General features: G+C 61.4%; 20 protein-coding genes and 2 pseudogenes. 16 read left to right on the forward strand and 6 right to left on the reverse strand.

Translation table 11 applies throughout. From position 1 onward, the window contains the following. Positions 1-33: 33 nt before the first annotated feature. The 3 genes from dgcB to C6382_RS15675 are packed head-to-tail and all read left to right on the forward strand — an operon-like array spanning position 34 to position 3,992. Positions 34-1,983: a dimethylglycine demethylation protein DgcB gene (dgcB, locus tag C6382_RS15665; protein WP_107025314.1), complete on the forward strand. Its 1,950-nt coding sequence runs from the start codon at positions 34-36 to the stop codon at positions 1,981-1,983. Continuing rightward, the gene (locus C6382_RS15670; RefSeq protein WP_107025315.1) at positions 1,983-3,206 is read left to right on the forward strand and encodes an electron transfer flavoprotein subunit alpha/FixB family protein; all 1,224 of its coding nucleotides are present in this window, start codon (positions 1,983-1,985) and stop codon (positions 3,204-3,206) included. Before dgcB ends, C6382_RS15670 begins: the two co-directional genes overlap by 1 nt. Before the next feature lie 15 nt (positions 3,207-3,221). Then, on the forward strand, positions 3,222-3,992 hold the full coding sequence (locus tag C6382_RS15675; RefSeq protein ID WP_107025316.1) for an electron transfer flavoprotein subunit beta: 771 nt from the start codon (positions 3,222-3,224) through the stop codon (positions 3,990-3,992). A 639-nt stretch (positions 3,993-4,631) separates the two neighbouring features. Here the strand turns inward: C6382_RS15675 and gbcA are convergent. Both gbcA and C6382_RS15685 read right to left on the reverse strand, forming a co-directional pair. Next, positions 4,632-5,924, reverse strand: a complete 1,293-nt coding sequence (gbcA, locus tag C6382_RS15680) for a glycine-betaine demethylase subunit GbcA (RefSeq protein ID WP_107025317.1) — start codon at positions 5,922-5,924, stop codon at positions 4,632-4,634. A 144-nt stretch (positions 5,925-6,068) separates the two neighbouring features. After that, a complete protein-coding gene (locus tag C6382_RS15685) occupies positions 6,069-6,212 on the reverse strand; it encodes a hypothetical protein (protein ID WP_178082789.1) in 144 nt (47 codons plus the stop codon). Between C6382_RS15685 and gbcB the strand changes: the two genes are divergently transcribed. Further along, positions 6,211-7,308: a glycine-betaine demethylase subunit GbcB gene (gbcB, locus tag C6382_RS15690; protein ID WP_107025318.1), complete on the forward strand. Its 1,098-nt coding sequence runs from the start codon at positions 6,211-6,213 to the stop codon at positions 7,306-7,308. The genes C6382_RS15685 and gbcB overlap by 2 nt on opposite strands. On the opposite strand, the gene C6382_RS24720 is transcribed toward gbcB, so the two are convergent. Continuing rightward, positions 7,309-8,181, reverse strand: a complete 873-nt coding sequence (locus C6382_RS24720) for a methyl-accepting chemotaxis protein (protein WP_371261986.1) — start codon at positions 8,179-8,181, stop codon at positions 7,309-7,311. Continuing rightward, positions 8,164-8,934 (reverse strand): annotated as a pseudogene (locus C6382_RS24725) (MCP four helix bundle domain-containing protein); the annotation flags it as partial. The gene C6382_RS24720 and the pseudogene C6382_RS24725, both read right to left, overlap by 18 nt. A 273-nt stretch (positions 8,935-9,207) precedes the next feature. Between C6382_RS24725 and C6382_RS15700 the strand changes: the two are divergent. The 4 genes and pseudogenes from C6382_RS15700 to C6382_RS24735 all read left to right on the forward strand — a co-directional run bounded on the left by C6382_RS15700 (position 9,208) and on the right by C6382_RS24735 (position 11,831). Beyond that, the gene (locus C6382_RS15700; protein WP_107025320.1) at positions 9,208-9,438 is read left to right on the forward strand and encodes a hypothetical protein; all 231 of its coding nucleotides are present in this window, start codon (positions 9,208-9,210) and stop codon (positions 9,436-9,438) included. Further along, positions 9,435-9,737 carry a cell division protein ZapA gene (locus C6382_RS15705; RefSeq protein WP_028942233.1) on the forward strand — a complete coding sequence of 101 codons (303 nt, stop codon included), beginning with the start codon at positions 9,435-9,437 and terminating at the stop codon, positions 9,735-9,737. The genes C6382_RS15700 and C6382_RS15705 overlap by 4 nt, the downstream gene beginning before the upstream one ends. Before the next feature lie 201 nt (positions 9,738-9,938). Beyond that, positions 9,939-10,967 (forward strand): annotated as a pseudogene (locus C6382_RS24730) (cache domain-containing protein); the annotation flags it as partial. A gap of 135 nt (positions 10,968-11,102) precedes the next feature. Beyond that, positions 11,103-11,831 carry a methyl-accepting chemotaxis protein gene (locus C6382_RS24735; RefSeq protein ID WP_371919627.1) on the forward strand — a complete coding sequence of 243 codons (729 nt, stop codon included), beginning with the start codon at positions 11,103-11,105 and terminating at the stop codon, positions 11,829-11,831. A 75-nt stretch (positions 11,832-11,906) separates the two neighbouring features. Here C6382_RS24735 and C6382_RS15715 read toward each other — a convergent pair whose 3' ends face one another. Beyond that, positions 11,907-12,950, reverse strand: coding sequence for a low specificity L-threonine aldolase (locus tag C6382_RS15715; RefSeq protein WP_107025322.1), 1,044 nt, complete (start codon positions 12,948-12,950; stop codon positions 11,907-11,909). A 220-nt stretch (positions 12,951-13,170) separates the two neighbouring features. Here C6382_RS15715 and glyA point away from each other — a divergent pair, with 220 nt between their 5' ends. The 7 genes from glyA (at position 13,171) to fdhA (ending at position 21,933) form a co-directional block, all read left to right on the forward strand. After that, positions 13,171-14,424, forward strand: coding sequence for a serine hydroxymethyltransferase (glyA, locus tag C6382_RS15720; protein WP_107025323.1), 1,254 nt, complete (start codon positions 13,171-13,173; stop codon positions 14,422-14,424). Positions 14,425-14,444: 20 nt separating this feature from the next. Continuing rightward, positions 14,445-15,695 (forward strand): sarcosine oxidase subunit beta family protein, encoded by a 1,251-nt coding sequence (locus C6382_RS15725; RefSeq protein ID WP_107025324.1) that lies wholly within the window; start codon positions 14,445-14,447, stop codon positions 15,693-15,695. A 14-nt stretch (positions 15,696-15,709) separates the two neighbouring features. Then, positions 15,710-16,039, forward strand: coding sequence for a sarcosine oxidase subunit delta (locus C6382_RS15730; RefSeq protein WP_107025325.1), 330 nt, complete (start codon positions 15,710-15,712; stop codon positions 16,037-16,039). Then, positions 16,036-19,053, forward strand: coding sequence for a sarcosine oxidase subunit alpha (locus C6382_RS15735; protein WP_107025326.1), 3,018 nt, complete (start codon positions 16,036-16,038; stop codon positions 19,051-19,053). The genes C6382_RS15730 and C6382_RS15735 overlap by 4 nt, the downstream gene beginning before the upstream one ends. 37 nt (positions 19,054-19,090) lie before the next feature. Further along, a complete protein-coding gene (locus C6382_RS15740) occupies positions 19,091-19,723 on the forward strand; it encodes a sarcosine oxidase subunit gamma (protein ID WP_107025327.1) in 633 nt (210 codons plus the stop codon). Positions 19,724-19,734: 11 nt separating this feature from the next. Then, positions 19,735-20,592 carry a formyltetrahydrofolate deformylase gene (purU, locus tag C6382_RS15745; protein ID WP_107025328.1) on the forward strand — a complete coding sequence of 286 codons (858 nt, stop codon included), beginning with the start codon at positions 19,735-19,737 and terminating at the stop codon, positions 20,590-20,592. A 141-nt stretch (positions 20,593-20,733) separates the two neighbouring features. Next, positions 20,734-21,933, forward strand: coding sequence for a formaldehyde dehydrogenase, glutathione-independent (gene fdhA, locus C6382_RS15750; RefSeq protein WP_028942224.1), 1,200 nt, complete (start codon positions 20,734-20,736; stop codon positions 21,931-21,933). 73 nt (positions 21,934-22,006) lie between these two features. Here fdhA and C6382_RS15755 read toward each other — a convergent pair whose 3' ends face one another. Then, positions 22,007-22,462: a transposase gene (locus C6382_RS15755; protein ID WP_107025329.1), complete on the reverse strand. Its 456-nt coding sequence runs from the start codon at positions 22,460-22,462 to the stop codon at positions 22,007-22,009. 217 nt (positions 22,463-22,679) lie between these two features. Between C6382_RS15755 and C6382_RS15760 the strand changes: the two genes are divergently transcribed. Then, entirely contained in the window at positions 22,680-23,246 is a 567-nt protein-coding gene (locus C6382_RS15760; protein WP_107025330.1) for a DUF2780 domain-containing protein, read from the forward strand. Positions 23,247-23,263 lie beyond the last annotated feature (17 nt).

The following is a 23,263-nucleotide window of genomic DNA, read 5'->3' on the forward strand; positions in this document are numbered from 1 at the left end:
ATTTCCAAAGCGCGATTGCTGTGGGAGTTTCCCATGTTGAACACCCTGATCCCCATCCTCCTGTTCGCCGCCCTGGGCCTTGCCGTCCTCGGCGCGCTACGACGTGTGCGGATGTGGCGCCAAGGCCGACCATCGAAGGTCGACCTGCTCGGCGGCCTGCTGGCCATGCCGCGGCGCTATATGGTCGACCTGCACCACGTGGTCGCCCGCGACAAATACATGGCCAATACCCACGTCGCCACAGCCGGTGGCTTTGTGCTGGCTGCAGTGCTGGCGATCCTGGTGCATGGCTTCGGCCTGCATAACAAGATTCTCGGCTATGCCTTGCTGCTGGCCACGGTGCTGATGTTTGCCGGTGCGCTGTTCGTCTACAAACGCCGGCTCAACCCGCCTTCGCGTCTGTCGAAAGGGCCGTGGATGCGTCTGCCGAAAAGTCTGCTGGTGTTCGCCGCCAGCTTCTTTATCGCGACGTTGCCGGTGGCCGGCATTCTTCCCGAAGGCTTTGGCGGTTGGGTGTTGGTGGCCTTGCTCGGTCTTGGTGTGCTCTGGGGTGTGTCCGAACTGTTCTTTGGCATGACCTGGGGCGGGCCGATGAAGCACGCCTTTGCCGGCGCACTGCACCTGGCCTGGCACCGTCGCGCCGAGCGCTTCGGCGGTGGTCGCTCCACCGGCCTCAAACCGCTGGACCTGGAAGATCCCCAGGCGCTGTTGGGGGTTGAGAAGCCTAAGGATTTCACCTGGAACCAATTGCTCGGCTTCGACGCCTGCGTACAGTGCGGCAAGTGCGAAGCCGCGTGCCCGGCCTTTGCTGCCGGACAGCCGCTGAACCCGAAAAAACTCATCCAGGATATGGTCGTCGGCCTGGCCGGCGGTACCGATGCCAAGTTTGCCGGTAGCCCTTACCCTGGCAAGCCAATCGGTGAGCATGGCGGCAACCCGCATCAGCCGATCGTCAACGGCCTGGTCGATGCCGAAACCCTCTGGTCGTGCACCACTTGTCGTGCGTGCGTGGAAGAGTGCCCGATGATGATCGAGCACGTCGATGCCATCGTCGACATGCGCCGGCACCTGACCCTGGAAAAAGGGGCCACGCCGAACAAAGGCGCGGAGGTGCTGGACAACCTGATTGCTACCGACAACCCGGGCGGTTTCGCTCCGGGTGGGCGGATGAACTGGGCCGCGGACCTCAACCTGAACCTGCTTGGCGACACCAAGACCACAGACGTGTTGTTCTGGGTCGGCGACGGCGCGTTCGACATGCGTAACCAGCGCACCCTGCGCGCTTTCGTCAAAGTCTTGAAAGCGGCTCAGGTGGACTTTGCCGTGCTCGGTCTTGAAGAACGTGACAGTGGTGATGTGGCCCGTCGCCTGGGGGACGAAGCGACCTTCCAGCAACTGGCCAGGCGCAATATCCAGACCATGGCCAAGTACAGCTTCAAGCGCATCGTCACCTGCGATCCGCACAGCTTCCATGTGCTCAAGAACGAATATGGCGCCTTCGGCGGCGACTATCTGGTGCAACACCACAGCACCTACATCGCCGAACTGATCGGCGCAGGTGCGCTGAACCTGGGGCAACACAAGGGCGGCAGCGTCACCTATCACGACCCGTGCTACCTGGGTCGTTACAACGGTGAATACGAAGCGCCGCGTGAAGTGCTGCGAGCCTTGGGCATCGAAGTGAAGGAAATGCAGCGTTCGGGCTTCCGTTCCCGTTGCTGCGGTGGTGGCGGCGGTGCGCCGATCACCGACATTCCTGGCAAGCAGCGGATCCCCGACATGCGCATGGACGATATCCGCGAGACCGCCGCCGAGCTGGTTGCCGTGGGTTGTCCACAGTGCACGGCGATGCTCGAAGGGGTGGTCGAACCGCGGCCATTGATCAAGGACCTGGCTGAGCTGGTTGCCGATGCCTTGCTCGAAGAACAGGCCCCGGCGAACAAGCCTGCCCCGGCCAAACGCGAACCTGCGGAGGTGCACTGATGAGCGACATTATCCGCCGTGACCCGCGCGCCGAGTGGATTGCCCGTAACCGCCTGCATCCGCTGCACGCGGCCATGCAACAGGGGCAGCAGCACAGCTGGATGGGCCCCAATGGTGTCATCCGCAAGAACCCTCATGGCGTGGGCTTTATTGGCCCCAACGGCATCAAACGCATCGACCGCAGCGGCGCCCAGCAGGGCACCAGCAACAAGCGTAGCGCGGCGGCGGTGGTGGAGCTGCCGCTGCATCAAGTGCTGCAGCCGGCGTTCTACATCGCCGTGGTCCCGGACATGGTCGGCGGCCGCCTGGGCAGTCACGACCGCGATCTGCTTGGCCTGGCCCATGGCCTGGCCGGGAGTGACGGCGCGGTGTTGGCCGTGGTGTTTGGCGAGCACAAGGAAAACAACTTTTCCACAGCCGGGGTTGATCGCTTGCTGGTCATCGAGGGGGATGAATTCGACGGTTATGCACCGGAGCAACTGGTGCAGGGCCTGCGGGCTGTGGATAACCAGTTCAATCCGCGCCATTGGTTGCTGCCCGACAGCCGTACCGGTGGTGGCGAATTGGGTCGGCGTTTTGCCGCGGCGATCAATGAGCGCCCGGCCACGCGGGTCTGGCAGGTCAAGGATGGGCAATGCAGTGGCCGCGCCGGTGCCGGCCAGCAGGACCTGATCCGTGGTCTGCCGCGGATGATCCTGGCCGCGGCCGAATGCGCCGAGCCGGTCAGCGAAACACGCCACGAAGTCTTGCCTGAGCAGTTATCTACAGGCGTGGCGCGCAGCCTGACACGTATCGAAGACCTCGGCCCGGTGGCTGTCGATCCGGCCGCAATTGCCATGGCCGAAGCCGAGTTCATTGTTTCCGGGGGCAACGGGGTCAAGGATTGGCCGCTGTTCCACCGCGCCACCGTGGCCCTCGGTGCAACCGAGGGGGCGTCGCGGGTGGCGGTGGATGACGGTTTTATGCCGCGCAACCGCCAAGTAGGGGCCACCGGCACCTGGGTGACCGCACGGGTCTATGTCGCTGTGGGTATCTCCGGGGCGATCCAGCACCTGCAGGGCATTGGCGCCTGTGACAAGGTGGTGGCGATCAACATGGACCCTGGCTGCGACATGATCAAACGTGCCGATCTGTCGGTCATCGGCGACAGCGCAGCGATCCTGCAGGCGCTGATCGAGGCTGTGGAAAACTATCGCAACGACGCCAAGCGCGACGCGGCATAAGGGCAGGGGACAACTATGAACACCAAGGTCATCAGTCTGGTTTCGATCGGAGCGCATCCCAGCTCCGGCCGCACCCGGCGTGCCGAGCAGGACGCGCGGGCGGTGGAGCTGGGCCTGCAGCTGGCAGGGGATAACTTGCAGGTGCTGCATGCCGGTGATCCTCAGGAGCCGGCCTTGCGCGCTTACCTGGGTATGGGCCTGGAGCAGCTGGATGTACTTGAACAACCACTGGGTGCCGACGCCCTGGGGGTGCTTGGTGATTACCTGCGCGATGCAGGTGCCCAGCTGGTGCTCACCGGTAGTCAGGCGGAAACCGGTGAAGGCTCGGGCATGCTGCCATTCCTGCTGGCCGAACGCCTGGGCTGGCCGCTGGTGGTGGGGCTGGCCGAAGTGGAATCTATCCACAACGGCGTAGCCCAGGTGTTGCAGGCGTTGCCACGCGGCCAGCGGCGCCGGCTCAAGGTGCGCTTGCCGCTGCTGGCAACTGTGGATAACGCCGCGCCCAAGCCGCGCCAAAGCGCTTTTGGCCCGGCGCGGCGCGGTGTGTTGGCCGCCCGCCAGGTACAGATTGTCGAAGACGAGTTATTCACAAGCGCCGAACTGCAGCCGGCCAAACCTCGGCCCAAGCGCTTGAAAGTGATCAAGGCCAAGAGCGGTGCCGACCGTATGAAAGCAGCCACGGCCAAGGCCAGTGGTGGCGGTGGACAAGTGCTCAAGGATGTCAGCCCGCAAGCCGGTGCCGAGGCCATCCTCAAACTGCTGGTGGAAGAGGGCGTGCTGCGCTGAGCAGTTGCTCACAAAGTCTGTTGGCCGATCTGTGGATAAAGTGTTTGTGTATGGCTGCAGGGCACGCATGGCGTGCCTTTCGGCGTTATGGTCAAAAAATGATCAGGCTAAGTGTCGGATTTTTCGGGCTTTTCTCGCACAGCCTTGGTTGATATTGCCCACAATCGCTGTTGGCGGGTCTGTGGATAATATGTTTGCCTATGGCTGAAAGGCCCGTGTGGCAAGGGTTTCACGAGGTTGATCAAAAAACACCCAACGCTCCTGTTTACCTTAGCCAATGCCGTGTATCTGGGCCATTTTAGGCGTTATCCACAACGGCTTTCCACACTTGGGACTTTTGCACACAAAGTCTGTTGGCGTCTCTGTGGATAAGGTGTTTGCCTTCTGCTGTGAGCCTTGTATTTAAAGGCTTGTAGAGATTTGATCGAATATTGATCAATATTTTTTGTAGGGAAAAACAATGACTTGCCCACATTAGCTGTGGGTTGTCCTGTGGATAAAGTGTTTGCTGTGTGCAGGGGCCCTGTGGGACCGGGGCGTTGCGGCGGGTGGTTAATATTTGAACAGCATCGCGGGGCAAGCCCGCTCCCACCGAGTAGATGTAACTCCCGGTGGGAGGGCTTACCCCGCGATCAGACTTTACTGCGCAGCCACACCCTTGAGATAAGGCGCAGGCGCCGCCCCCAGGTTGTTCAGCATGCGCTCGCTGTACCAGTCAACGAAGTTCACCACACCAAACTCGTAGGTCTTGGAGTACGGTCCAGGCTGGTACGCGGTGGAGTTGATCCCACGCTGGTTCTCTTCGGCCAGGCGGCGGTCCTGGTCGTTGGTGGCGTCCCACACCTGGCGCATGCGCTCGGGGTCGTAATCCACGCCTTCGACCGCGTCCTTGTGCACCAGCCACTTGGTGGTCACCATGGTTTCCTGGGCGCTGATCGGCCACACGGTGAAGACGATCATGTGATCGCCCATGCAGTGGTTCCACGAGTGCGGCAGGTGCAGGATGCGCATCGAACCCAGGTCCGGGTTCTTGATCCGGCCCATCAGCTTCTGGCAGCCCTGCTTGCCATCGAGGGTCATCGACACCGTGCCTTTGAGCAACGGCATGCGCACGATGCGGTTGCGCAAGCCGAAACTGGCGTGGGCATACGGAATCTTCTCGGCGTCCCAGGCCGCAGCCGAGGCCGCAACGTGATCCTTGAAGGCCTGGTCGGCACGTGGATCGGTGACGTCGTCCCATTCCAGCAGGGTTTTCAGCAGTTCCGGGTGCGAACCGCTGCAGTGGTAGCACTCACGGTTGTTTTCCAGCACCAGTTTCCAGTTGGCCTTTTCCATCAAGGTGGTTTGCACCGCCACCTTGGTGTTTTCCATGTCATAGGGCTCCATGTAGTGAGCCAGGGTGGCAAGGAAGTCGTCGATGGCCGGCGGGTTGTCGGCCAGGCTGATAAAGATGTAGCCACCAGCGGTCTTGACGTTGACCGGCTTGAGCCCGTACTGCTTCATGTCAAAGTCGGCACCCATCTCTGTCCCGGCGAACAGCAGGCGGCCATCGAGTTCGTAGGTCCACTGGTGGTAATGGCAGACCAGCTTGGCCACTTTGCCCTTGTCGCTGGTGCACAGCCGCGAACCGCGGTGACGACAGACGTTGTGGAAGGCATGCACCTGGCCTTCAGCACCGCGCACCACGAGGATCGGGTTCTTGCCGATCTGCAGGGTGAGAAAGTTGCCCTTGGCCGGGATTTCACAGGTCATCCCGGCGATCAGCCATTCCTTCTGGAAGATTTCTTCCATATCGATCTGGAACAGGCGCTCGTCGCAATAGAACGGCTGTGGCAGCGAGAAGGTGCGCTCGCGGCTCTGCAGCATCTCGGCAGTCGCCTTGCGTGCAGGTTCCAGTGGATCGCCCAGACTCAAAGTTGCGGTGACGTCCATCGTGTAGGTCCTCATGGCCAGTGCTTGTGGCCGGTGAAAGTGGCTAATCGTTGTTATGGCGACGCAAGGCTGAATTACAGCAGGATCATTTGCGATGGAGTGTGCGTTCGAAGCCGCCGCGATCCATATCCATGGACGACATGATCAGATCCGTTTCCGACGCGCCAGCCCTTGTGGCTGGGGGCTGGTCGCGATAAGCACGCCGATGTCGCGGATAGGAAAGTGTTCGCTGTGCAGCTTGAGCAGAATCGCAAACATCAGGCCGCAGTCGGCCGTGGAGACGAGCATGTCCAATTTCCTCAATCCGGTCAGCACCCAGACTTGGGCCAACGGCCGCCATATCGTCCGTTGCGTCAAGGTGATCCAGGAAACCTGGGATGTGCGCACCTTCTGTTTCATGGCCGATCAGCCGATCATGTTCTTCTTCAAGCCCGGGCAGTTCGTGACCCTGGAACTGGAGATCGACGGCGAGCCGATCATGCGTTCATACACCATCTCCAGCTCGCCTTCGGTGCCCTACAGCTTCTCGGTGACGATCAAGCGGGTACCGGGTGGCAAGGTCTCCAACTGGCTGCACGACACCCTGCACGAAGGCCAGGAGCTGGCGGTGCATGGGCCGGTCGGGTTGTTCAACGCCATCGACTTCCCCAGCCCCAAGGTGCTGTACCTCAGTGGCGGTGTCGGTATCACCCCGGTGATGTCCATGGCCCGCTGGTTCTACGACACCAACGGCAATGTCGACATGGTCTTCGTGCACAGCGCGCGCTCGCCGAAAGACATCATCTATCACCGCGAGCTGGAGCACATGGCGTCGCGGATCGACAACTTCAGTCTGCACATCATTTGTGAGAAGCATGGCCTGGGCGAGCCCTGGGCCGGCTATCGCGGCTACCTGAACCAGAAACTGATGGAGTTGATTGCCCCGGACTACATGGAGCGGGAGATCTTCTGCTGCGGCCCCACACCGTATATGCATGCGGTCAAGCGCCTGCTTGAAGGCAGCGGCTATGACATGAGTCGTTACCATGAGGAGTCGTTCGGCGCGACCCCGGCCGAGGTCAAGGCCGACGCCGTCGAACTCGCCGAGCAAGCGGCCGACGCACCGGAAGTGGACAATGCCGACTTGCATCAGGTGGAGTTCACCGCTGCCGGCAAGAGCATTCGTGTGGCGCCGGGTGAGACTGTGCATGCCGCGGCGGCCAAGCTTGGCCTGATGATTCCCAAGGCTTGCGGCATGGGCATCTGCGGCACCTGCAAGGTGCTCAAGCTGGGCGGTGAAGTGGAGATGGAGCATAACGGCGGCATCACCGATGATGACGTCGCCGAAGGCTATATCCTGTCGTGCTGCAGCGTGCCCAAGGGCGACGTGCGGATCGACTACTGATCAGACGCTGAAGCGCGCCACCAGCCCGTTCAGGTCAACCGCCAGGCGCGACAGCTCGGCGCTTGCCGCAGTAGTCTGGTGGGCACCGGTGGCCGATTGCACCGACAGGTCGTTGATGTTGACCAGGTTGCGGTCCACTTCGCGGGCTACCTGAGCCTGCTCTTCGGCGGCGCTGGCGATCACCAGGTTGCGCTCGTTGATCTCGGCGACCGCACCGGTAATGGTGTCCAGCGCCAGGCCTGCACCGCGGGCGATGTTCAGCGTCGATTCGGCGCGTTCGGTGCTGTTGCGCATGGAGTTGACTGCCTGTTCAGTACCGCCCTGGATACTGCCGATCATCCGCTCGATTTCGCTGGTTGACTGCTGGGTACGATGGGCCAGGGCGCGGACCTCATCGGCGACCACGGCAAAACCACGGCCAGCTTCACCGGCACGCGCGGCCTCGATGGCGGCGTTGAGGGCCAGCAGGTTGGTCTGATCGGCCAGGCCGCGAATCACATCCAGGACCTTGCCGATATCCCGCGATTCTTCCGCCAGGTTGCCGATCAGTTCGGCGGTGCCCTGCACGTCGACACTCATGCGTTCGATGGCGCTGACGGTTTCCAGCACCAGATCACGGCCGTCGCCTGCCGAACGGGTGGCTTCCTTCGACGCTTCGGAGGTGCTCACGGCGTTGCGCGCCACTTCTTCAACGGCGCTGGTCATCTCGGTGACGGCGGTGGCGGCTTGCTCGATTTCGTTGTTCTGCTGTTGCAGGCCACGGGCGCTTTCGTCGGTGACGCTGTTCAGCTCTTCGGCAGCCGAAGCCAGCTGCGTGGCCGAACCGGCAATCAGCTGCAGGGTGTCGCGCAGTTTGTTCTGCATCTTGGCCATGGCCCGCAACAGGCGCGCGGCTTCATCGTGGCCCTGGGTTTCGATGGTGCGGGTGAGGTCGCCTTCAGCGATGCGCTCGGCCGCCTGCAGGGCTTCGTCGATCGGTTTGACGATACTGCGGGTCAGCAGCAGGGCGCAGATCAGAGTCAGTACCGTGGCGCTTAGCAGCAGGCCAATGACCAGGGTGACAGCGCCGGAATACTGCTCGGCAGCGGTCTGGTTCGTGGTGCGGGTCTGCTCGGTGTTGAGGCTGACCAATTGATCCATGGCGCTGTTTATTTGTTCGGAACTGTTGAGCATGTCGCGGTTGATCAGGGTGCGCAGGGTCTCCAGGTCGTTGCTCTGCGAGGCTTGGTGCATGCGGCTTTCCAGCTGTCGGTACTGGTTAAGCAACTGCACATACTGGTTGTACACCGCCCGCTCCTGAGGATTGCTGATCAGCGGTTCATAGGCCCTGCGCGCTTCATCGATCTGCTGGTTGCGCTGGCCGATCAGTGTAAGCGTGTTTTGCAGGCTGTCCGCCTCGCGATTGAGCAACAGGCGATAGGACAAGGTTCGCAGGCGCAGGGTCAGTTGGTTGAGCTGATCAAGATTGGTGATGCTCGGTACCGAGTTACGTTCGATAAATTCGCCGGCCTGGCGAATTTTGCTCATCTGGTTCAGGGCGAACAGACCCAGGCCCAGCATCAGCGCGCCGATCAAGGCAAACCCCAGCAGCGCGCGCGGGGCGATATTCATATTACGTAGGGACATGGTGGTGTTCCGGAAGGGAAAAAGGCGTGCAATCCATGCGACAGATTCAAGATTGCCTTCGCTATCGGTCAGTCCGCAGCAGACTTGAGGGGCGGAAGATGAAACTGTGAAATAGCGATCGGTTTACCTGACAGGCGGGCATCTGCAGCGGGAACCGGACTGCAATCAGTGGGTCAATCTGCACCAGGCCGAAGCGTCTAACCCGATATCCCTGGCGACCACGCGGACTTTTCTTTATCGTGTGCGCCCCCTGAAAAACCCGAGAAGGCAATCATGTTGGAAACTTCCCTCAGTCAATTGGAACAACTCGTCAGCGACCTGGTACAGAAGAATCAGGAGATGACCGAGCGCAACGAGCAGATCGTTGCTGAACTGGCCCAGGCCAAAGATGAAAACGAAAGCCTGCAGCTGGCGCTGATGGAACAGGAAGAAAAACAGGGCGCCACCGCCGCGCGCATCCAGGCCCTGGTCGAGCGCGCCAGCGTTGGTGCCGTTAGCGCATGAGAACTTCAGCACAGCCGATCAATGTCGTGTCGATCCTTGGCAGCGACTATTCGATCAAGGCCCCCGAAGGCCAGGAACAGGCCCTGGCGCAGGCCGTGCAGATGCTCAACGCGTCGCTGGCCGAGACCAAGCGTAAATACCCGACCCTGATTGGTGACAAGCTGCTGGTTCTGGCAGCCCTCAACCTGTGCTCGCAGCAGATCGAACTGCAACAGCAGCACCAGCAGGCCCTCGACCGTTACCAAGAGCAAGTCAGCGCCACGGTCGATGTCATTGCCCGGACCATCGGCAACAGCTGATAGGCTCCCGCGCCACCGTTCTGCCTCTTTTGCTTGCTCACTGCCTTCTCGGCAGTGGGCGGCATTGTCGTGGCTAAATGGAATTATTGTATTTTCTTCTGTATACAATTGGCCTGGCTATTGCAGTACAAGGCTTATTTACTCAGGGGAAGGTTCATGCAGTTCTGGCGGCGCAGTATCCAGTGGCAATTGATCGCAAGCATGGGCGCAGCCCTGTTGGTGAGCATTCTTATCGTGGTCGGGATCTACTCGCTGGCGGTCAATCGACTGACCGAACGTTACCTGGTCGACACCGCGTTGCCGGCGAGCATTGAGGCGATTCGTAACGACATCGAGCGGATGTTGAGCCGTCCGCTCACCGCTGCCGCCGATATTGCCAACAACACCCTGCTGCGCGACTGGTTGGCGGCGGGCGAAGACAGTGCCAAGGCGCCGCAATTTATCGAGTACCTCGAAGCGCTGCGGCAGAAAAACCAGGCCTTCACTGCGTTGTTCGCGGCAACCGAAAGCAACCATTACTACAACGAGAAAGGCCTGGATCGTACGCTGAGCCGCAACAACCCGGCAGACAAATGGTTCTTTGGCTTCATCGACAGTGGCAAGCCGCGTTTGCTCAACATCGACACCGATGGCAGTACCGGTGAACTGGCACTGTTCATCGATTATCGGGTGGAGAAGGCCGGCAAACTGGTCGGCATTGCCGGGCTTGGCCTGCGCATGACTGAACTGTCGGAGCTGATCCACAACTTCAGCTTCGGTGAACGTGGGCGGGTGTTTCTGGTACGCGGTGATGGCCTGATACAGGTTCACCCGGAGCAGCAATTGAGCGGTAAAAGGAAGCTCGCCGAGCAGATCGGTGAGACGGCGGCCCAGGCCGTATTGAGTCGTGATCAAGGGCTGCACAGCAGCCGCTTCGAGCGTGACGGGGAGGGCTACCTGGCCTTGAGCCTGCCGCTGCGTGACCTGAACTGGACCCTGGTCGCTGAAGTGCCAGAAGCGCAGATCTATGCCCCGGTACGTGAGACGCTCTGGTTGACCAGTCTGATTGGCGCAGCCGTGGCGCTGGTATCGTTGCTGTTGGTAGTGGTGTTGGCCCGCGGTATTGTCCGGCCGATTCGGCGGGTCACTGGGGCGTTAATGGCGATTGGAGCTGGTGGTGGTGATCTGACACAGCGCCTGGATGAAACACGTGCCGATGAACTGGGCGACCTGGCGCGGGGTTTCAACCGCTTTCTCAACAGTCAGCGTGAGTTGATCGGCGAAGTGCTGCGCACTACTGAGCGCTTGCACAATTCGGTCACGCAAGTGACCCAGGTAGTGGAGAGCACCGCCGAGCGTTCCGGGCGTCAACAGGAAATGACCGAAATGGTCGCTACTGCGGTGCATGAGATGGGCCTGACCGTGCAGGACATCGCGCAGAACGCCGGTAATGCCGCACAGGCTTCGGAATCCGCGCGTACTGAAGCACTTGCCGCCCGCGAAGTGGTGCGTCGTTCGATTGCGCACATTGAAGGCATGTCCGGGGAAATAGGCCAGGCGGCCAATGCGGTGGGCGAGTTGGCCAGTGAGGTGGCGTCAATCGACGAAGTGCTGGCGGTGATCCGCAGCATCTCCGAACAGACCAACCTGCTGGCGCTCAATGCGGCCATTGAAGCTGCGCGTGCCGGGGAGATGGGCCGCGGCTTCGCCGTGGTCGCCGACGAAGTACGCACCCTGGCCCGGCGCACCCAGGTGTCTACCGACGAGGTGCAACAGATGATCCTGCGCCTCAAGCACGGTGCAGGCGGCGCGGTAGCTTCGATGCAGGCCGGGCAGGCGGCAACCGGCACCGGTGTGCAGTCCAGCCAGCAGACCGGCGCTTCGCTGAGCACCATCACCGATCAGGTCGAACACATCAGTGATATGAACCATCAGGTGGCCACAGCGACGGAAGAACAGTCGGCAGTGACCGAAGAGATCAATCGTACCGTTCAGGGGATTTCCGATTTGGCCCGGGAGACAGCGGCTGATGTCCAAGGCTGTCGAGTGGAGTGTCAGGCGTTGCGCGGCTTGGCCGATGATCTGGCGCGGCAGATGGGTGGGTTCAGGCTCTAGATTGATTCGCAGGGCAAGCCCGCTCCCACAGGTGTGATATCCCAGTGGGAGCGGGCTTGCCCCGCGATGCGGTTGTCAGGTACTCATCGCCTCGCGAATATCCGCCGCCAGCTCACGCACCCGCGCCTCATCGGTGTCCCATGAGCACATGAACCGCGCGCCACCGCTACCAATAAAGGTGTAGAAGCGCCAGCCCTTGTTGCGCAAGGATTCCAGCGCCGGTTCCGACATCTGCAGGAATACCCCGTTGGCTTCCACTGGGAACATCAGCTCTACGCCCGGCACATCGCTTACCAGTTCACTGAGCAACTGTGCGCAACGGTTGGCGTGGGCGCCGTACTTGAGCCAGGCTCCGGTCTCCAGCAAACCGACCCAAGGGGCAGACAGAAAGCGCATCTTCGAAGCCAGTTGACCGGCCTGTTTGCAGCGGTAGTCGAAATCTTCGGCCAGCTTGCGGTTGAAGAACAGGATCGCCTCACCTACCGCCATGCCGTTTTTGGTACCGCCAAAGCACAAGACATCGACACCGGCCTTCCAGGTCAGTTCGGCAGGCGTGCAACCTAGAGAGGCGCAGGCGTTGCTGAAGCGGGCACCGTCCATGTGCAGGTTCAGGCCCAGCTCCTTGCAGGTCGCACTGATTGCCTTGAGCTCATCGGGACGATAGACAGTACCGACTTCGGTGGCTTGGGTGATGGTCACCACCCGTGGTTTGGGGTAGTGGATGTCCTGGCGCTTGAGGGCAACTTCGCGGATTGATTCGGGGGTCAACTTGCCTGCTACGCTACGGGCGGTAAGTAGTTTCGAGCCGTTGGAGAAAAACTCCGGCGCGCCGCACTCGTCGGTCTCGACGTGAGCGGTCTCTGAACAGATCACGCTGTGATAGCTCTGGCACAGGGATGACAGCGCCAGGGAGTTGGCCGCGGTGCCGTTGAAAGCGAAGAACACTTCGCAATCGGTTTCGAACAGTTTGCGAAAGTACTCGGCGGCACGGGCGGTCCACTGGTCATCGCCGTAGGAGCGGTCGTGACCCTGGTTGGCTTTTTCCATGGCGGCCCAGGCTTCCGGGCAGATACCTGAGTAGTTGTCGCTGGCGAATTGCTGGCTTTTTTGATCTGTCATGACACGGTCCTGTGAACGACGCAGGAGAGCACTGTAAACAAGATTTATGAAGTCGCCTATACAACTGTCGTGAACAGCAAAGCATCACGGAGCAAGCCCATGTCGTAAACGCACCTTTGTGTGGCGTCCGTAGGCATCTGGGCTGTCTGCGTCGGTCATACCATCGCTGCAAAAGGGCAATTGCCCGACAAGAACCGATGCCGCTGCCGGGAGAGACGCGATGTTCAGCAAGCAAGACCAGATCCAGGGTTACGACGACGCACTGCTGGCGGCGATGAATGCCGAAGAGCAACGCCAGGAAGATCACATCGAACTGATCGCCTCGGAAAACTACACCAGCAAGCGCGTCATGCAGGCCCAAGGCAGCGGGCTGACCAACAAATACGCCGAAGGCTATCCGGGCAAGCGCTACTACGGCGGTTGTGAACATGTGGATAAAGTTGAGCAACTGGCCATTGATCGTGCCAAGCAACTGTTCGGCGCCGACTACGCCAACGTCCAGCCGCACTCGGGCTCCTCGGCCAACAGCGCCGTGTACCTGGCCCTGCTGCAGGCCGGCGATACCATCCTGGGCATGAGCCTGGCCCACGGCGGCCACCTGACCCACGGTGCCAAGGTGTCGTCGTCGGGCAAGCTGTACAACGCGGTGCAGTACGGCATCGACACCAACACCGGGTTGATCGACTACGACGAAGTCGAGCGCCTGGCCGTGGAACACAAGCCTAAGATGATCGTCGCCGGGTTCTCGGCCTACTCGAAAACCCTCGATTTCCCACGTTTTCGTCAGATCGCCGACAAAGTCGGCGCCTACCTGTTCGTTGACATGGCCCACGTTGCTGGCCTGGTTGCCGCTGGCCTGTACCCGAATCCGCTGCCTTACGCCGATGTGGTCACCACCACCACCCACAAAACCCTGCGCGGTCCACGTGGCGGCCTGATCCTGGCGCGCAGCAACGAAGAGATCGAGAAGAAGCTCAACGCCGCGGTATTCCCCGGAGCCCAGGGCGGCCCGCTGATGCATGTGATCGCCGCCAAGGCAGTGTGCTTCAAGGAAGCGCTGGAGCCAGGCTTCAAGACCTATCAACAGCAGGTCATTGACAACGCTCAGGCCATGGCCAAGGTGTTTGTCGAACGCGGCTTCGATGTGGTCTCCGGCGGCACTGACAACCATCTGTTCCTGGTCAGCCTGATTCGCCAGGGTCTGACCGGCAAAGACGCTGACGCAGCCTTGGGCCGCGCCCACATCACCGTCAACAAGAATGCCGTGCCTAACGATCCGCAGTCGCCGTTCGTCACTTCGGGCCTGCGCATCGGCACCCCGGCGGTCACCAGCCGCGGCTTCAAGGTTGCCCAGTGTGTGGCGCTGGCCGGCTGGATCTGCGACATCCTCGATAACCTCGGCGATGCCGATGTCGAGGCCGATGTTGCGAAGAACGTGTCGGCACTGTGTGCAGATTTCCCGGTTTATCGCTGAGTGGTTCAGGAGTGAAGACTATGCAACGTTACTCGGGCTTCGGCCTTTTCAAGCACTCGCTCAGCCATCACGAAAACTGGCAGCGCATGTGGCGCACGCCGACCCCGAAAAAGGTCTACGACGTGGTCATCGTCGGCGGTGGCGGGCACGGCCTGGCCACTGCCTACTACCTGGCCAAGGAGCACGGTATCACCAACGTGGCAGTGGTCGAGAAGGGCTGGTTGGGCGGTGGCAACACCGCGCGCAACACCACCATCGTGCGCTCCAACTACCTGTGGGACGAGTCGGCGCACCTCTATGAGCACGCGATGAAGCTCTGGGAAGGCCTGTCGCAAGACATCAACTACAACGTGATGTTCTCGCAGCGCGGCGTCTACAACCTCTGTCACACCCTGCAAGACATGCGCGACTCCGAGCGTCGGGTCAACGCCAATCGCCTCAATGGCGTTGACGGCGAACTGCTCAATGCCCAGCAGGTCGCCGAAGAAATTCCTTACCTGGACTGCTCGAAAAACACCCGCTACCCGATCATCGGCGCCACCGTGCAACGGCGCGGCGGCGTAGCCCGTCACGACGCCGTGGCCTGGGGTTTCGCCCGCGCCGCCGACGCCCTGGGTGTGGACCTGATCCAGCAGACTGAAGTGATTGGCTTTCGCAAGGAAAACGGCGTGGTCATCGGTGTCGAGACCAACAAGGGCTTTATCGGTGCCAAGCGCGTCGGTGTGGTCACCGCCGGTAACTCCGGGCACATGGCCAAGCTCGCCGGCTTCCGCTTGCCGATCGAATCGCATCCGCTGCAAGCGCTGGTGTCCGAGCCGCTCAAGCCGATCATCGACAGCGTGATCATGTCCAACGCTGTGCACGGCTACATCAGCCAGTCGGACAAGGGCGACCTGGTCATCGGTGCCGGTATCGACGGCTGGGTTGGCTACGGCCAGCGCGGTTCGTACCCGGTGATCGAGCACACCCTGCAGGCGATCGTCGAGATGTTCCCGATTCTTTCGCGGGTGCGGATGAATCGCCAGTGGGGCGGTATCGTCGACACCACCCCGGACGCTTGCCCAATCATCTCCAAGACCCCGGTGAAGAACATGTTCTTCAACTGTGGCTGGGGTACCGGCGGCTTCAAGGCCACGCCGGGCTCGGGCAACGTTTTTGCCGCCAGTCTGGCCAAGGGCGAAATGCACCCGCTGGCCAAACCTTTTTCCATCGACCGTTTCTACAACGGTGCACTGATCGACGAACACGGCGCCGCCGCTGTCGCCCACTAACAGGAGAAATCCCTATGTTGCATATCTTCTGTCCCCACTGCGGCGAGCTGCGCTCCGAGGAGGAGTTCCACGCCGCAGGCCAGGCGCATATTCCGCGGCCGCTGGACCCCAACGCCTGCTCCGACGAGGAATGGGGCACCTACATGTTCTTCCGTGACAACCCGCGTGGCCTGCACCACGAGCTGTGGATTCATGCCGCCGGTTGCCGCCAGTACTTCAACGCCACCCGTGACACGGTGAGCTACGAAATTCTGGAAACCTATCCGATCGGCGCCAAGCCGCAAGTGACCGGCAAAAACACCAGCCCGCAGTTGGCAGTCAGTGGTCAGGGAGAAAAGGTATGAGCCAGGTCTATCGCCTGTCCAACGGCGGTCGTATCGATCGCAGCAAAGTCTTGAACTTCACCTTCAACGGCCAGACCTATCAGGGCTATGCCGGTGACACCCTGGCTGCGGCCTTGCTGGCCAACGGTGTGGACATCGTCGGGCGCAGCTTCAAGTACTCGCGCCCACGCGGGATCATTGCCGCAGGTTCCGAAGAGCCGAACGCCATCCTGCAGATTGGCGCCACCGAAGCCACCCAGGTGCCAAACGTGCGCGCCACCCAGCAGGCCCTGTATGCCGGCCTGGTAGCCACCAGCACCAACGGTTGGCCGAGCGTCAACACCGACGTCATGGGGATTCTCGGCAAGGTCGGCGGCAAGCTGATGCCGCCGGGCTTTTACTACAAAACTTTCATGTACCCGCAGTCGTTCTGGATGACCTACGAGAAGTACATCCGCAAGGCGGCTGGCCTGGGGCGTGCGCCGCTGGAAAACGATCCGGACAGCTACGACTACATGAACCAGCACTGTGACGTGCTGGTGGTCGGCGCAGGGCCTGCCGGCCTTGCTGCGGCATTGGCTGCCGGGCGCAGCGGTGCGCGGGTAATCATTGCCGATGAGCAGGAAGAGTTTGGCGGCAGCCTGCTCGACAGTCGTGAAACCCTCGATGGCAAACCGGCTGCCGAATGGGCCGCCGCTGTGGTTGCCGAGCTCAAGGGCATGCGTGAAGTGACCCTGTTGCCACGGGCCACGGTCAACGGTTACCACGACCACAACTTCCTCACCATTCATGAACGCCTGACCGACCACCTGGGCGATCGCGCGCCGATCGGCACCGTGCGTCAGCGCATGCACCGGGTGCGCGCCAAGCGTGTAGTACTGGCCACTGGCGCCCACGAGCGTCCGCTGGTGTACGGTAACAACGATGTGCCGGGCAACATGCTGGCCGGTGCGGTTTCTACCTACGTGCGTCGTTATGGCGTCGCGCCGGGCCGTAACCTGGTGCTGTCGACCAACAACGACCATGCCTACCGCGTAGCGCTGGACTGGCATGACGCCGGCCTGAAAGTGGTCGCCATCGCTGATGCCCGCCACAACCCACGCGGTTCGCTGGTGGAGGAAGCGCGAGCCAAGGGCCTGCGCATTCTCACTTCCAGTGCAGTGATCGAGTCGCGTGGCAGCAAGCATGTCACCGCTGCCCGTGTGGCCGCCATCGACGTCAAAGCGCACAAAGTCACCAGCCCGGGCGAGTGGCTGGACTGCGATCTGGTTGCCACTTCCGGTGGCTACAGCCCGGTGGTGCACCTGGCCTCGCACCTGGGCGGCAAGCCGGTCTGGCGTGAAGACATCCTCGGCTTCGTGCCGGGCGATGCGCCACAGAAGCGTGTGTGCGTTGGTGGCATCAATGGTGTGTTCGCCTTGGGCGATACCCTGGCCGACGGTTTCGAAGGCGGTGTGCGTGCGGCAACCGAAGCCGGTTTCAAGGCCGTGCAGGGCACCCTTCCCAAAGTCCTGGCGCGTCAGGAAGAAGCCACTGTGGCGCTGTTCCAGGTGCCTCACGACAAGAACACCGCACGGGCGCCGAAGCAGTTCGTCGACCAGCAGAATGACGTCACCGCCGCCGCCATTGAACTGGCGACGCGTGAAGGTTTCGAATCGGTCGAGCACGTCAAACGCTACACCGCGCTGGGTTTCGGTACCGACCAGGGCAAGCTGGGCAACATCAACGGCCTGGCCATCGCCGCGCGCTCGATGGGCATCACCATCCCGGAAATGGGCACCACCATGTTCCGTCCCAACTACACGCCGATCACCTTCGGCGCCGTGGCTGGCCGGCACTGTGGTCACCTGTTCGAGCCGGTGCGTTTCACCGCGCTGCATGCCTGGCACCTGAAAAACGGCGCCGAGTTTGAAGACGTCGGCCAGTGGAAACGGCCGTGGTACTTCCCGCGCAACGGCGAAGACATTCATGCCGCCGTGGCCCGTGAGTGCAAGGCCGTGCGTGACAGCGTCGGCCTGCTCGATGCCTCGACCCTGGGCAAGATCGACATCCAGGGCCCGGACGCCCGCGAGTTCCTCAACCGCATCTACACCAACGCCTGGACCAAGCTCGATGTGGGCAAGGCCCGATATGGCCTGATGTGCAAGGAAGACGGCATGGTCTTCGACGACGGCGTGACTGCCTGCGTCGGCGAAAATCACTTCATCATGACTACCACCACTGGCGGCGCGGCGCGTGTACTGCAGTGGCTGGAGATTTACCAACAGACCGAGTGGTCAGACCTGAAGGTTTACTTCACCTCGGTTACCGACCACTGGGCGACCCTGACCCTGTCGGGCCCGAACAGCCGCAAGCTGCTCAGCGAAGTGACCGATATCGACCTGGACAAGGACGCCTTCCCGTTCATGAGCTGGAAGGAAGGCCTGGTCGCTGGCGTGCCAGCGCGGGTGTTCCGGATCTCGTTCACCGGTGAGCTGTCGTACGAAATCAACATCCAGGCGAACTATGCGATGGGCGTGCTGGAGAAAATCGCCGAGGCGGGCAAGCAGTACAACCTCACCCCTTACGGCACTGAAACCATGCACGTCCTGCGGGCCGAGAAGGGCTTCATCATCGTTGGCCAGGACACCGACGGCTCGATGACCCCGGACGACCTGAACATGGGCTGGTGTGTGGGCCGTACCAAGCCGTTCTCATGGATCGGCTGGCGCGGGATGAACCGCGAAGACTGCGTGCGCGAGAACCGCAAGCAACTGGTCGGGCTCAAGCCAGTCGACCCGACCCAGTGGCTGCCGGAAGGCGCGCAACTGGTGTTCGACCCGAAACAAGCGATCCCGATGGACATGGTCGGTCACGTCACCTCCAGCTATGCCAGCAACTCCCTGGGCTATTCCTTTGCCATGGGTGTGGTCAAAGGCGGGCTCAAGCGCATCGGTGAGCGGGTCTACTCGCCGCAGGCCGATGGCAGCGTGATCGAAGCGGAGATCTGTTCTTCGGTGTTCTTCGATCCGAAGGGTGAGCGGCAGAACATTTGACCGGTGTAGGGTCCATAGAATTCAAGGCAGGTGAGTAATGAGCACGATCAACGTCTATCAGCAACGCCCCGGCAACGACGTCAAGGCCGAGTCGCCACTGCATCACGCCGACCTGCCCAGCCTGGTCGGCAAGGGCCGCAAGAACGCCGGGGTGACCTTGCGTGAGCACAAGTTCCTCGGTCATCTGACCCTGCGCGGCGATGGCCGCGACCCAGCGTTCGCTGGCGGTGTATTCAAAGCCCTGGGCCTGGAGCTGCCGGTGGCGCTGACCGTGGTCGCCAACGGCGAGATGTCGCTGCAATGGCTGGGCCCTGATGAATGGCTGCTGATTGTTCCGGGCGGCCAGGAGTTCGCCGTCGAGCAGAAACTGCGCGATGCCCTCGACGGTCAGCATATCCAGGTGGTCAATGTCAGCGGCGGGCAGACCCTGCTGGAACTGAGCGGCCCGAATGTGCGCGATGTGCTGATGAAATCCACCAGCTACGATGTACATCCAAACAACTTCCCCGTCGGTAAGGCGGTGGGCACCGTGTTTGCCAAGTCGCAACTGGTTATCCGCCGTACCGGCGAGGAAACCTGGGAACTGCTGATCCGCCGCAGCTTCTCCGACTACTGGTGGCTGTGGCTGCAGGACGCGGCAGCCGAATACGGTTTGAGCATCGAGGCCTAGGGAGAGTCGTCATGAGCCGAGCACCGGACACCTGGATTCTCACCGCTGACTGTCCGAGCCTGCTCGGCACGGTGGATGTGGTGACGCGTTATCTGTATGAGCAACGCTGCTACGTCACCGAGCACCATTCGTTTGATGACCGCTTGTCCGGGCGCTTCTTCATTCGCGTGGAATTCCGTCAGCCGGATGATTTCGATGAAGCCAGTTTCCGCGCAGGCCTTGCTGAGCGGGGCGAGGCCTTTGGCATGCTGTTCGAGCTGACCGCGCCCAAGCACCGGCCGAAGGTTGTGATCATGGTTTCCAAAGCCGATCACTGCCTCAACGACCTGCTCTATCGCCAGCGCATCGGGCAATTGAGCATGGACGTTGTGGCGGTGATCTCCAATCACCCGGACCTTGAGCCACTGGCGCACTGGCACCGTATCCCCTATTACCACTTCGCCCTTGATCCGCACGACAAACCGGCGCAGGAGCGCAAGGTGCTGCAGGTGATCGAGGAATCCGGCGCCGAGCTGGTGATCCTTGCCCGCTACATGCAGGTTCTTTCGCCGGAGCTGTGCCGCAAGCTCGACGGTTGGGCGATCAACATCCATCACTCGCTGCTCCCGGGCTTCAAGGGCGCCAAGCCCTATCACCAGGCCTATAACAAGGGCGTCAAGCTGGTGGGGGCTACGGCCCACTACATCAACAACGACCTCGACGAAGGGCCGATCATCGCCCAGGGCGTGGAGTCGGTCGATCACAGTCATTATCCGGAAGACTTGATCGCCAAGGGTCGCGATATCGAATGCCTGACGTTGGCGCGGGCGGTTGGCTATCACATTGAGCGGCGGGTTTTTTTGAACGCCAACAGGACGGTAGTGCTCTGACGGGCGCCGAAACCCTTGTAGTAGCCGGCCTTGCCGGCGATGAGGCCCTCAAGGCCAAGACAGATTCCAGTAACCCAGCGCCGCCCCCGGGCAGCGCACTTTGCACCGCTACATAACAACAAACTTTAGCGAGGTAAAAGCATGTCTGGTAATCGTGGTGTGGTGTATCTCGGCGCCGGCAAGGTCGAGGTGCAGAAAATTGACTACCCGAAAATGCAGGATCCGCGTGGCAAGAAGATCGAGCACGGGGTGATTCTCAGGGTGGTATCCACCAATATCTGTGGCTCCGACCAGCACATGGTTCGTGGCCGTACCACTGCCCAGGTCGGCCTGGTGCTGGGCCATGAAATCACCGGCGAAGTGATCGAGAAGGGCCGCGACGTGGAGAACCTGCAGATCGGCGATCTGGTCTCCGTCCCGTTCAACGTCGCCTGTGGCCGCTGCCGCTCCTGCAAGGAACAACACACCGGCGTCTGCCTGACGGTTAACCCGGCTCGCGCCGGTGGTGCCTACGGCTATGTCGACATGGGCGACTGGACCGGTGGCCAGGCCGAATACGTACTGGTGCCTTACGCCGATTTCAACCTGCTGAAACTGCCCAATCGCGACAAGGCCATGGAGAAAATCCGCGACCTGACCTGCCTCTCCGACATTCTGCCGACCGGCTATCACGGCGCGGTAACTGCCGGTGTTGGCCCGGGTAGTTCGGTCTACATCGCCGGTGCCGGTCCTGTGGGCCTGGCGGCGGCGGCTTCGGCGCGCCTGCTGGGCGCCGCGGTGGTGATCGTCGGCGATGTGAACCCGGTGCGTCTGGCTCACGCCAAGGCACAAGGTTTCGAAATCGCCGACCTGTCCCAGGACACCCCGCTACACGAGCAGATCGCCAACCTGCTGGGCGAGCCAGAAGTGGATTGCGCGGTTGATGCCGTCGGCTTCGAAGCTCGTGGTCATGGCCATGCCGGTGCCAAACATGAAGCGCCGGCTACTGTGCTCAACTCGTTGATGGGCGTGGTCCGCGTTGCTGGCAAGATCGGCATTCCCGGCCTGTATGTCACTGAAGATCCGGGTGCGGTGGATGCCGCGGCGAAGATCGGTAGCCTGAGCATTCGCTTCGGCCTGGGTTGGGCCAAGTCGCACAGCTTCCACACCGGGCAAACCCCGGTGATGAAGTACAACCGCCAGCTGATGCAGGCGATCATGTGGGACCGCATCAACATTGCCGAAGTGGTGGGCGTGCAGGTGATCAGCCTGGATCAGGCGCCTGAAGGGTATGGCGAGTTTGATGCAGGGGTGCCGAAGAAATTCGTTATTGATCCGCACAAGCTGTTCAGCGCGGCGTAAGACCATCGCGGGGCAAGCCTGCTCCCACCAGATTTTGAGATCCCGGTGGGAGCGGGCTTGCCCCGCGATGCTGTCAAAGCCAGACCGCATCCCAATGCGGATAATCCCCAAGCTTTGTTACCAGCCCAGCCCTCAGCGGGTTGGCCACCACATAGCGCGCCACCACCCGCACCTTTTCATCCCGCCGCAACGCATGATCATGATACCCAGGCTGCCACAGCTTGCCCTGCAACGTGCCTTGCTTGTACAGCGCACACCGGCTGCGGGATTTGAAGCGGCGCATCAGGCAGGCCAGTGAGCCATGCTGCAGCTCGATCAGCCAGTGCACATGATCCGGCATTACCACCCAGGCCAGAGTACGTGCGGCGCCTTCAATTTGCGCTTGGTGGAACTGTGCCGGAATGCAGCGAGCGGCCTGGAAACTCTCGAATATCGGTTCTCGATTGCGGGTAATGCTGGTCAGCAGGTAATAGCGGCCGGGCTCGGAGAACCGGCCCCGGCGCAGGCGGTGGGACGCGGGACTGTCCATGTCGTGGATCCTTGAAAGGTGAATTCTCAAGGTAGCTGTCGAGCGGTGGAGGCACCGGACCGAACTGGATCTCAATGTTGCCAATGGCAATTGGAAGCAACCCCCGGTGGGAGCGGGCTTGCCCCGCGAAGAGGCCATCACTACCCGGGGAACATTCCCCCGCCCACGCAGTCCAACCCTCGTTTCCCCCCGCCTTTACGGCTGACGAGGTCTATTCATGAAACGTTTCGCACTGGTCACCCTGATGACCCTGGCTGCCAGCCCGGTGTTTGCCTTCAACCTCAGCGATGCGGCCAACGCGGTGTCCGCCATGCAAGGCAACACGGACGGTGCTGCTGTGCAGGCGCCAGCCGCCTCGGCGAATCTGCTCAACACCCTCGGCAGCGAGCTGAAAATCACCCCGGAACAAGCCATTGGTGGCACCGGTGCCTTGCTCGGCATGGCCCGTAATCAACTCAGCAGTACCGACTATGAACAATTGAGCAACGCCGTGCCGGGCCTTGATCTGCTGTCTGGCGAAAACGCCTTGGGCGGGCTGAGCGGGCTGGGCGAGCTGCTCGGTAAGAGCGGCAATTCGTCGGCCTTGAGCAATGCCCTGGGCGGCAACGTCAAAGACACCAATGACCTGAACAACGCCTTCAGTGCCTTGGGCATGGACACCGGCATGATCGGCCAGTTCGCCCCGCTGATTTTGCAGTACCTCGGTCAGCAGGGCGTTACCGGTTCGCTGTTGCAGAGCCTCGGCGGTCTGTGGGGCGCGCCGCCTACAGTGCCGTCGGTGTAACGGCGCTCAGGCTGCTT

Origin of the sequence: Pseudomonas sp. BBP2017 (assembly GCF_003024385.1) — a bacterium.
Taxonomy (GTDB): Bacteria; Pseudomonadota; Gammaproteobacteria; order Pseudomonadales; family Pseudomonadaceae; genus Aquipseudomonas.

Bases quoted from the DNA above. Each gene is read 5' to 3' on its own strand.
- C6382_RS15730 (WP_107025325.1), top strand. From the start codon at position 15,710: ATGTTGCATATCTTCTGTCCCCACTGCGGCGAGCTGCGCTCCGAGGAG.
- C6382_RS15755 (WP_107025329.1), bottom strand. From the start codon at position 22,462: ATGGACAGTCCCGCGTCCCACCGCCTGCGCCGGGGCCGGTTCTCCGAG.
- C6382_RS15735 (WP_107025326.1), top strand. From the start codon at position 16,036: ATGAGCCAGGTCTATCGCCTGTCCAACGGCGGTCGTATCGATCGCAGC.
- fdhA (WP_028942224.1), top strand. From the start codon at position 20,734: ATGTCTGGTAATCGTGGTGTGGTGTATCTCGGCGCCGGCAAGGTCGAG.
- C6382_RS15725 (WP_107025324.1), top strand. From the start codon at position 14,445: ATGCAACGTTACTCGGGCTTCGGCCTTTTCAAGCACTCGCTCAGCCAT.
- C6382_RS15760 (WP_107025330.1), top strand. From the start codon at position 22,680: ATGAAACGTTTCGCACTGGTCACCCTGATGACCCTGGCTGCCAGCCCG.
- C6382_RS24735 (WP_371919627.1), top strand. From the start codon at position 11,103: ATGGTCGCTACTGCGGTGCATGAGATGGGCCTGACCGTGCAGGACATC.
- gbcA (WP_107025317.1), bottom strand. From the start codon at position 5,924: ATGGACGTCACCGCAACTTTGAGTCTGGGCGATCCACTGGAACCTGCA.
- glyA (WP_107025323.1), top strand. From the start codon at position 13,171: ATGTTCAGCAAGCAAGACCAGATCCAGGGTTACGACGACGCACTGCTG.
- C6382_RS15700 (WP_107025320.1), top strand. From the start codon at position 9,208: ATGTTGGAAACTTCCCTCAGTCAATTGGAACAACTCGTCAGCGACCTG.
- C6382_RS15670 (WP_107025315.1), top strand. From the start codon at position 1,983: ATGAGCGACATTATCCGCCGTGACCCGCGCGCCGAGTGGATTGCCCGT.
- C6382_RS15685 (WP_178082789.1), bottom strand. From the start codon at position 6,212: ATGCTCGTCTCCACGGCCGACTGCGGCCTGATGTTTGCGATTCTGCTC.
- C6382_RS15675 (WP_107025316.1), top strand. From the start codon at position 3,222: ATGAACACCAAGGTCATCAGTCTGGTTTCGATCGGAGCGCATCCCAGC.
- C6382_RS15740 (WP_107025327.1), top strand. From the start codon at position 19,091: ATGAGCACGATCAACGTCTATCAGCAACGCCCCGGCAACGACGTCAAG.
- purU (WP_107025328.1), top strand. From the start codon at position 19,735: ATGAGCCGAGCACCGGACACCTGGATTCTCACCGCTGACTGTCCGAGC.
- C6382_RS15705 (WP_028942233.1), top strand. From the start codon at position 9,435: ATGAGAACTTCAGCACAGCCGATCAATGTCGTGTCGATCCTTGGCAGC.
- gbcB (WP_107025318.1), top strand. From the start codon at position 6,211: ATGTCCAATTTCCTCAATCCGGTCAGCACCCAGACTTGGGCCAACGGC.
- dgcB (WP_107025314.1), top strand. From the start codon at position 34: ATGTTGAACACCCTGATCCCCATCCTCCTGTTCGCCGCCCTGGGCCTT.
- C6382_RS24720 (WP_371261986.1), bottom strand. From the start codon at position 8,181: ATGGCCAAGATGCAGAACAAACTGCGCGACACCCTGCAGCTGATTGCC.
- C6382_RS15715 (WP_107025322.1), bottom strand. From the start codon at position 12,950: ATGACAGATCAAAAAAGCCAGCAATTCGCCAGCGACAACTACTCAGGT.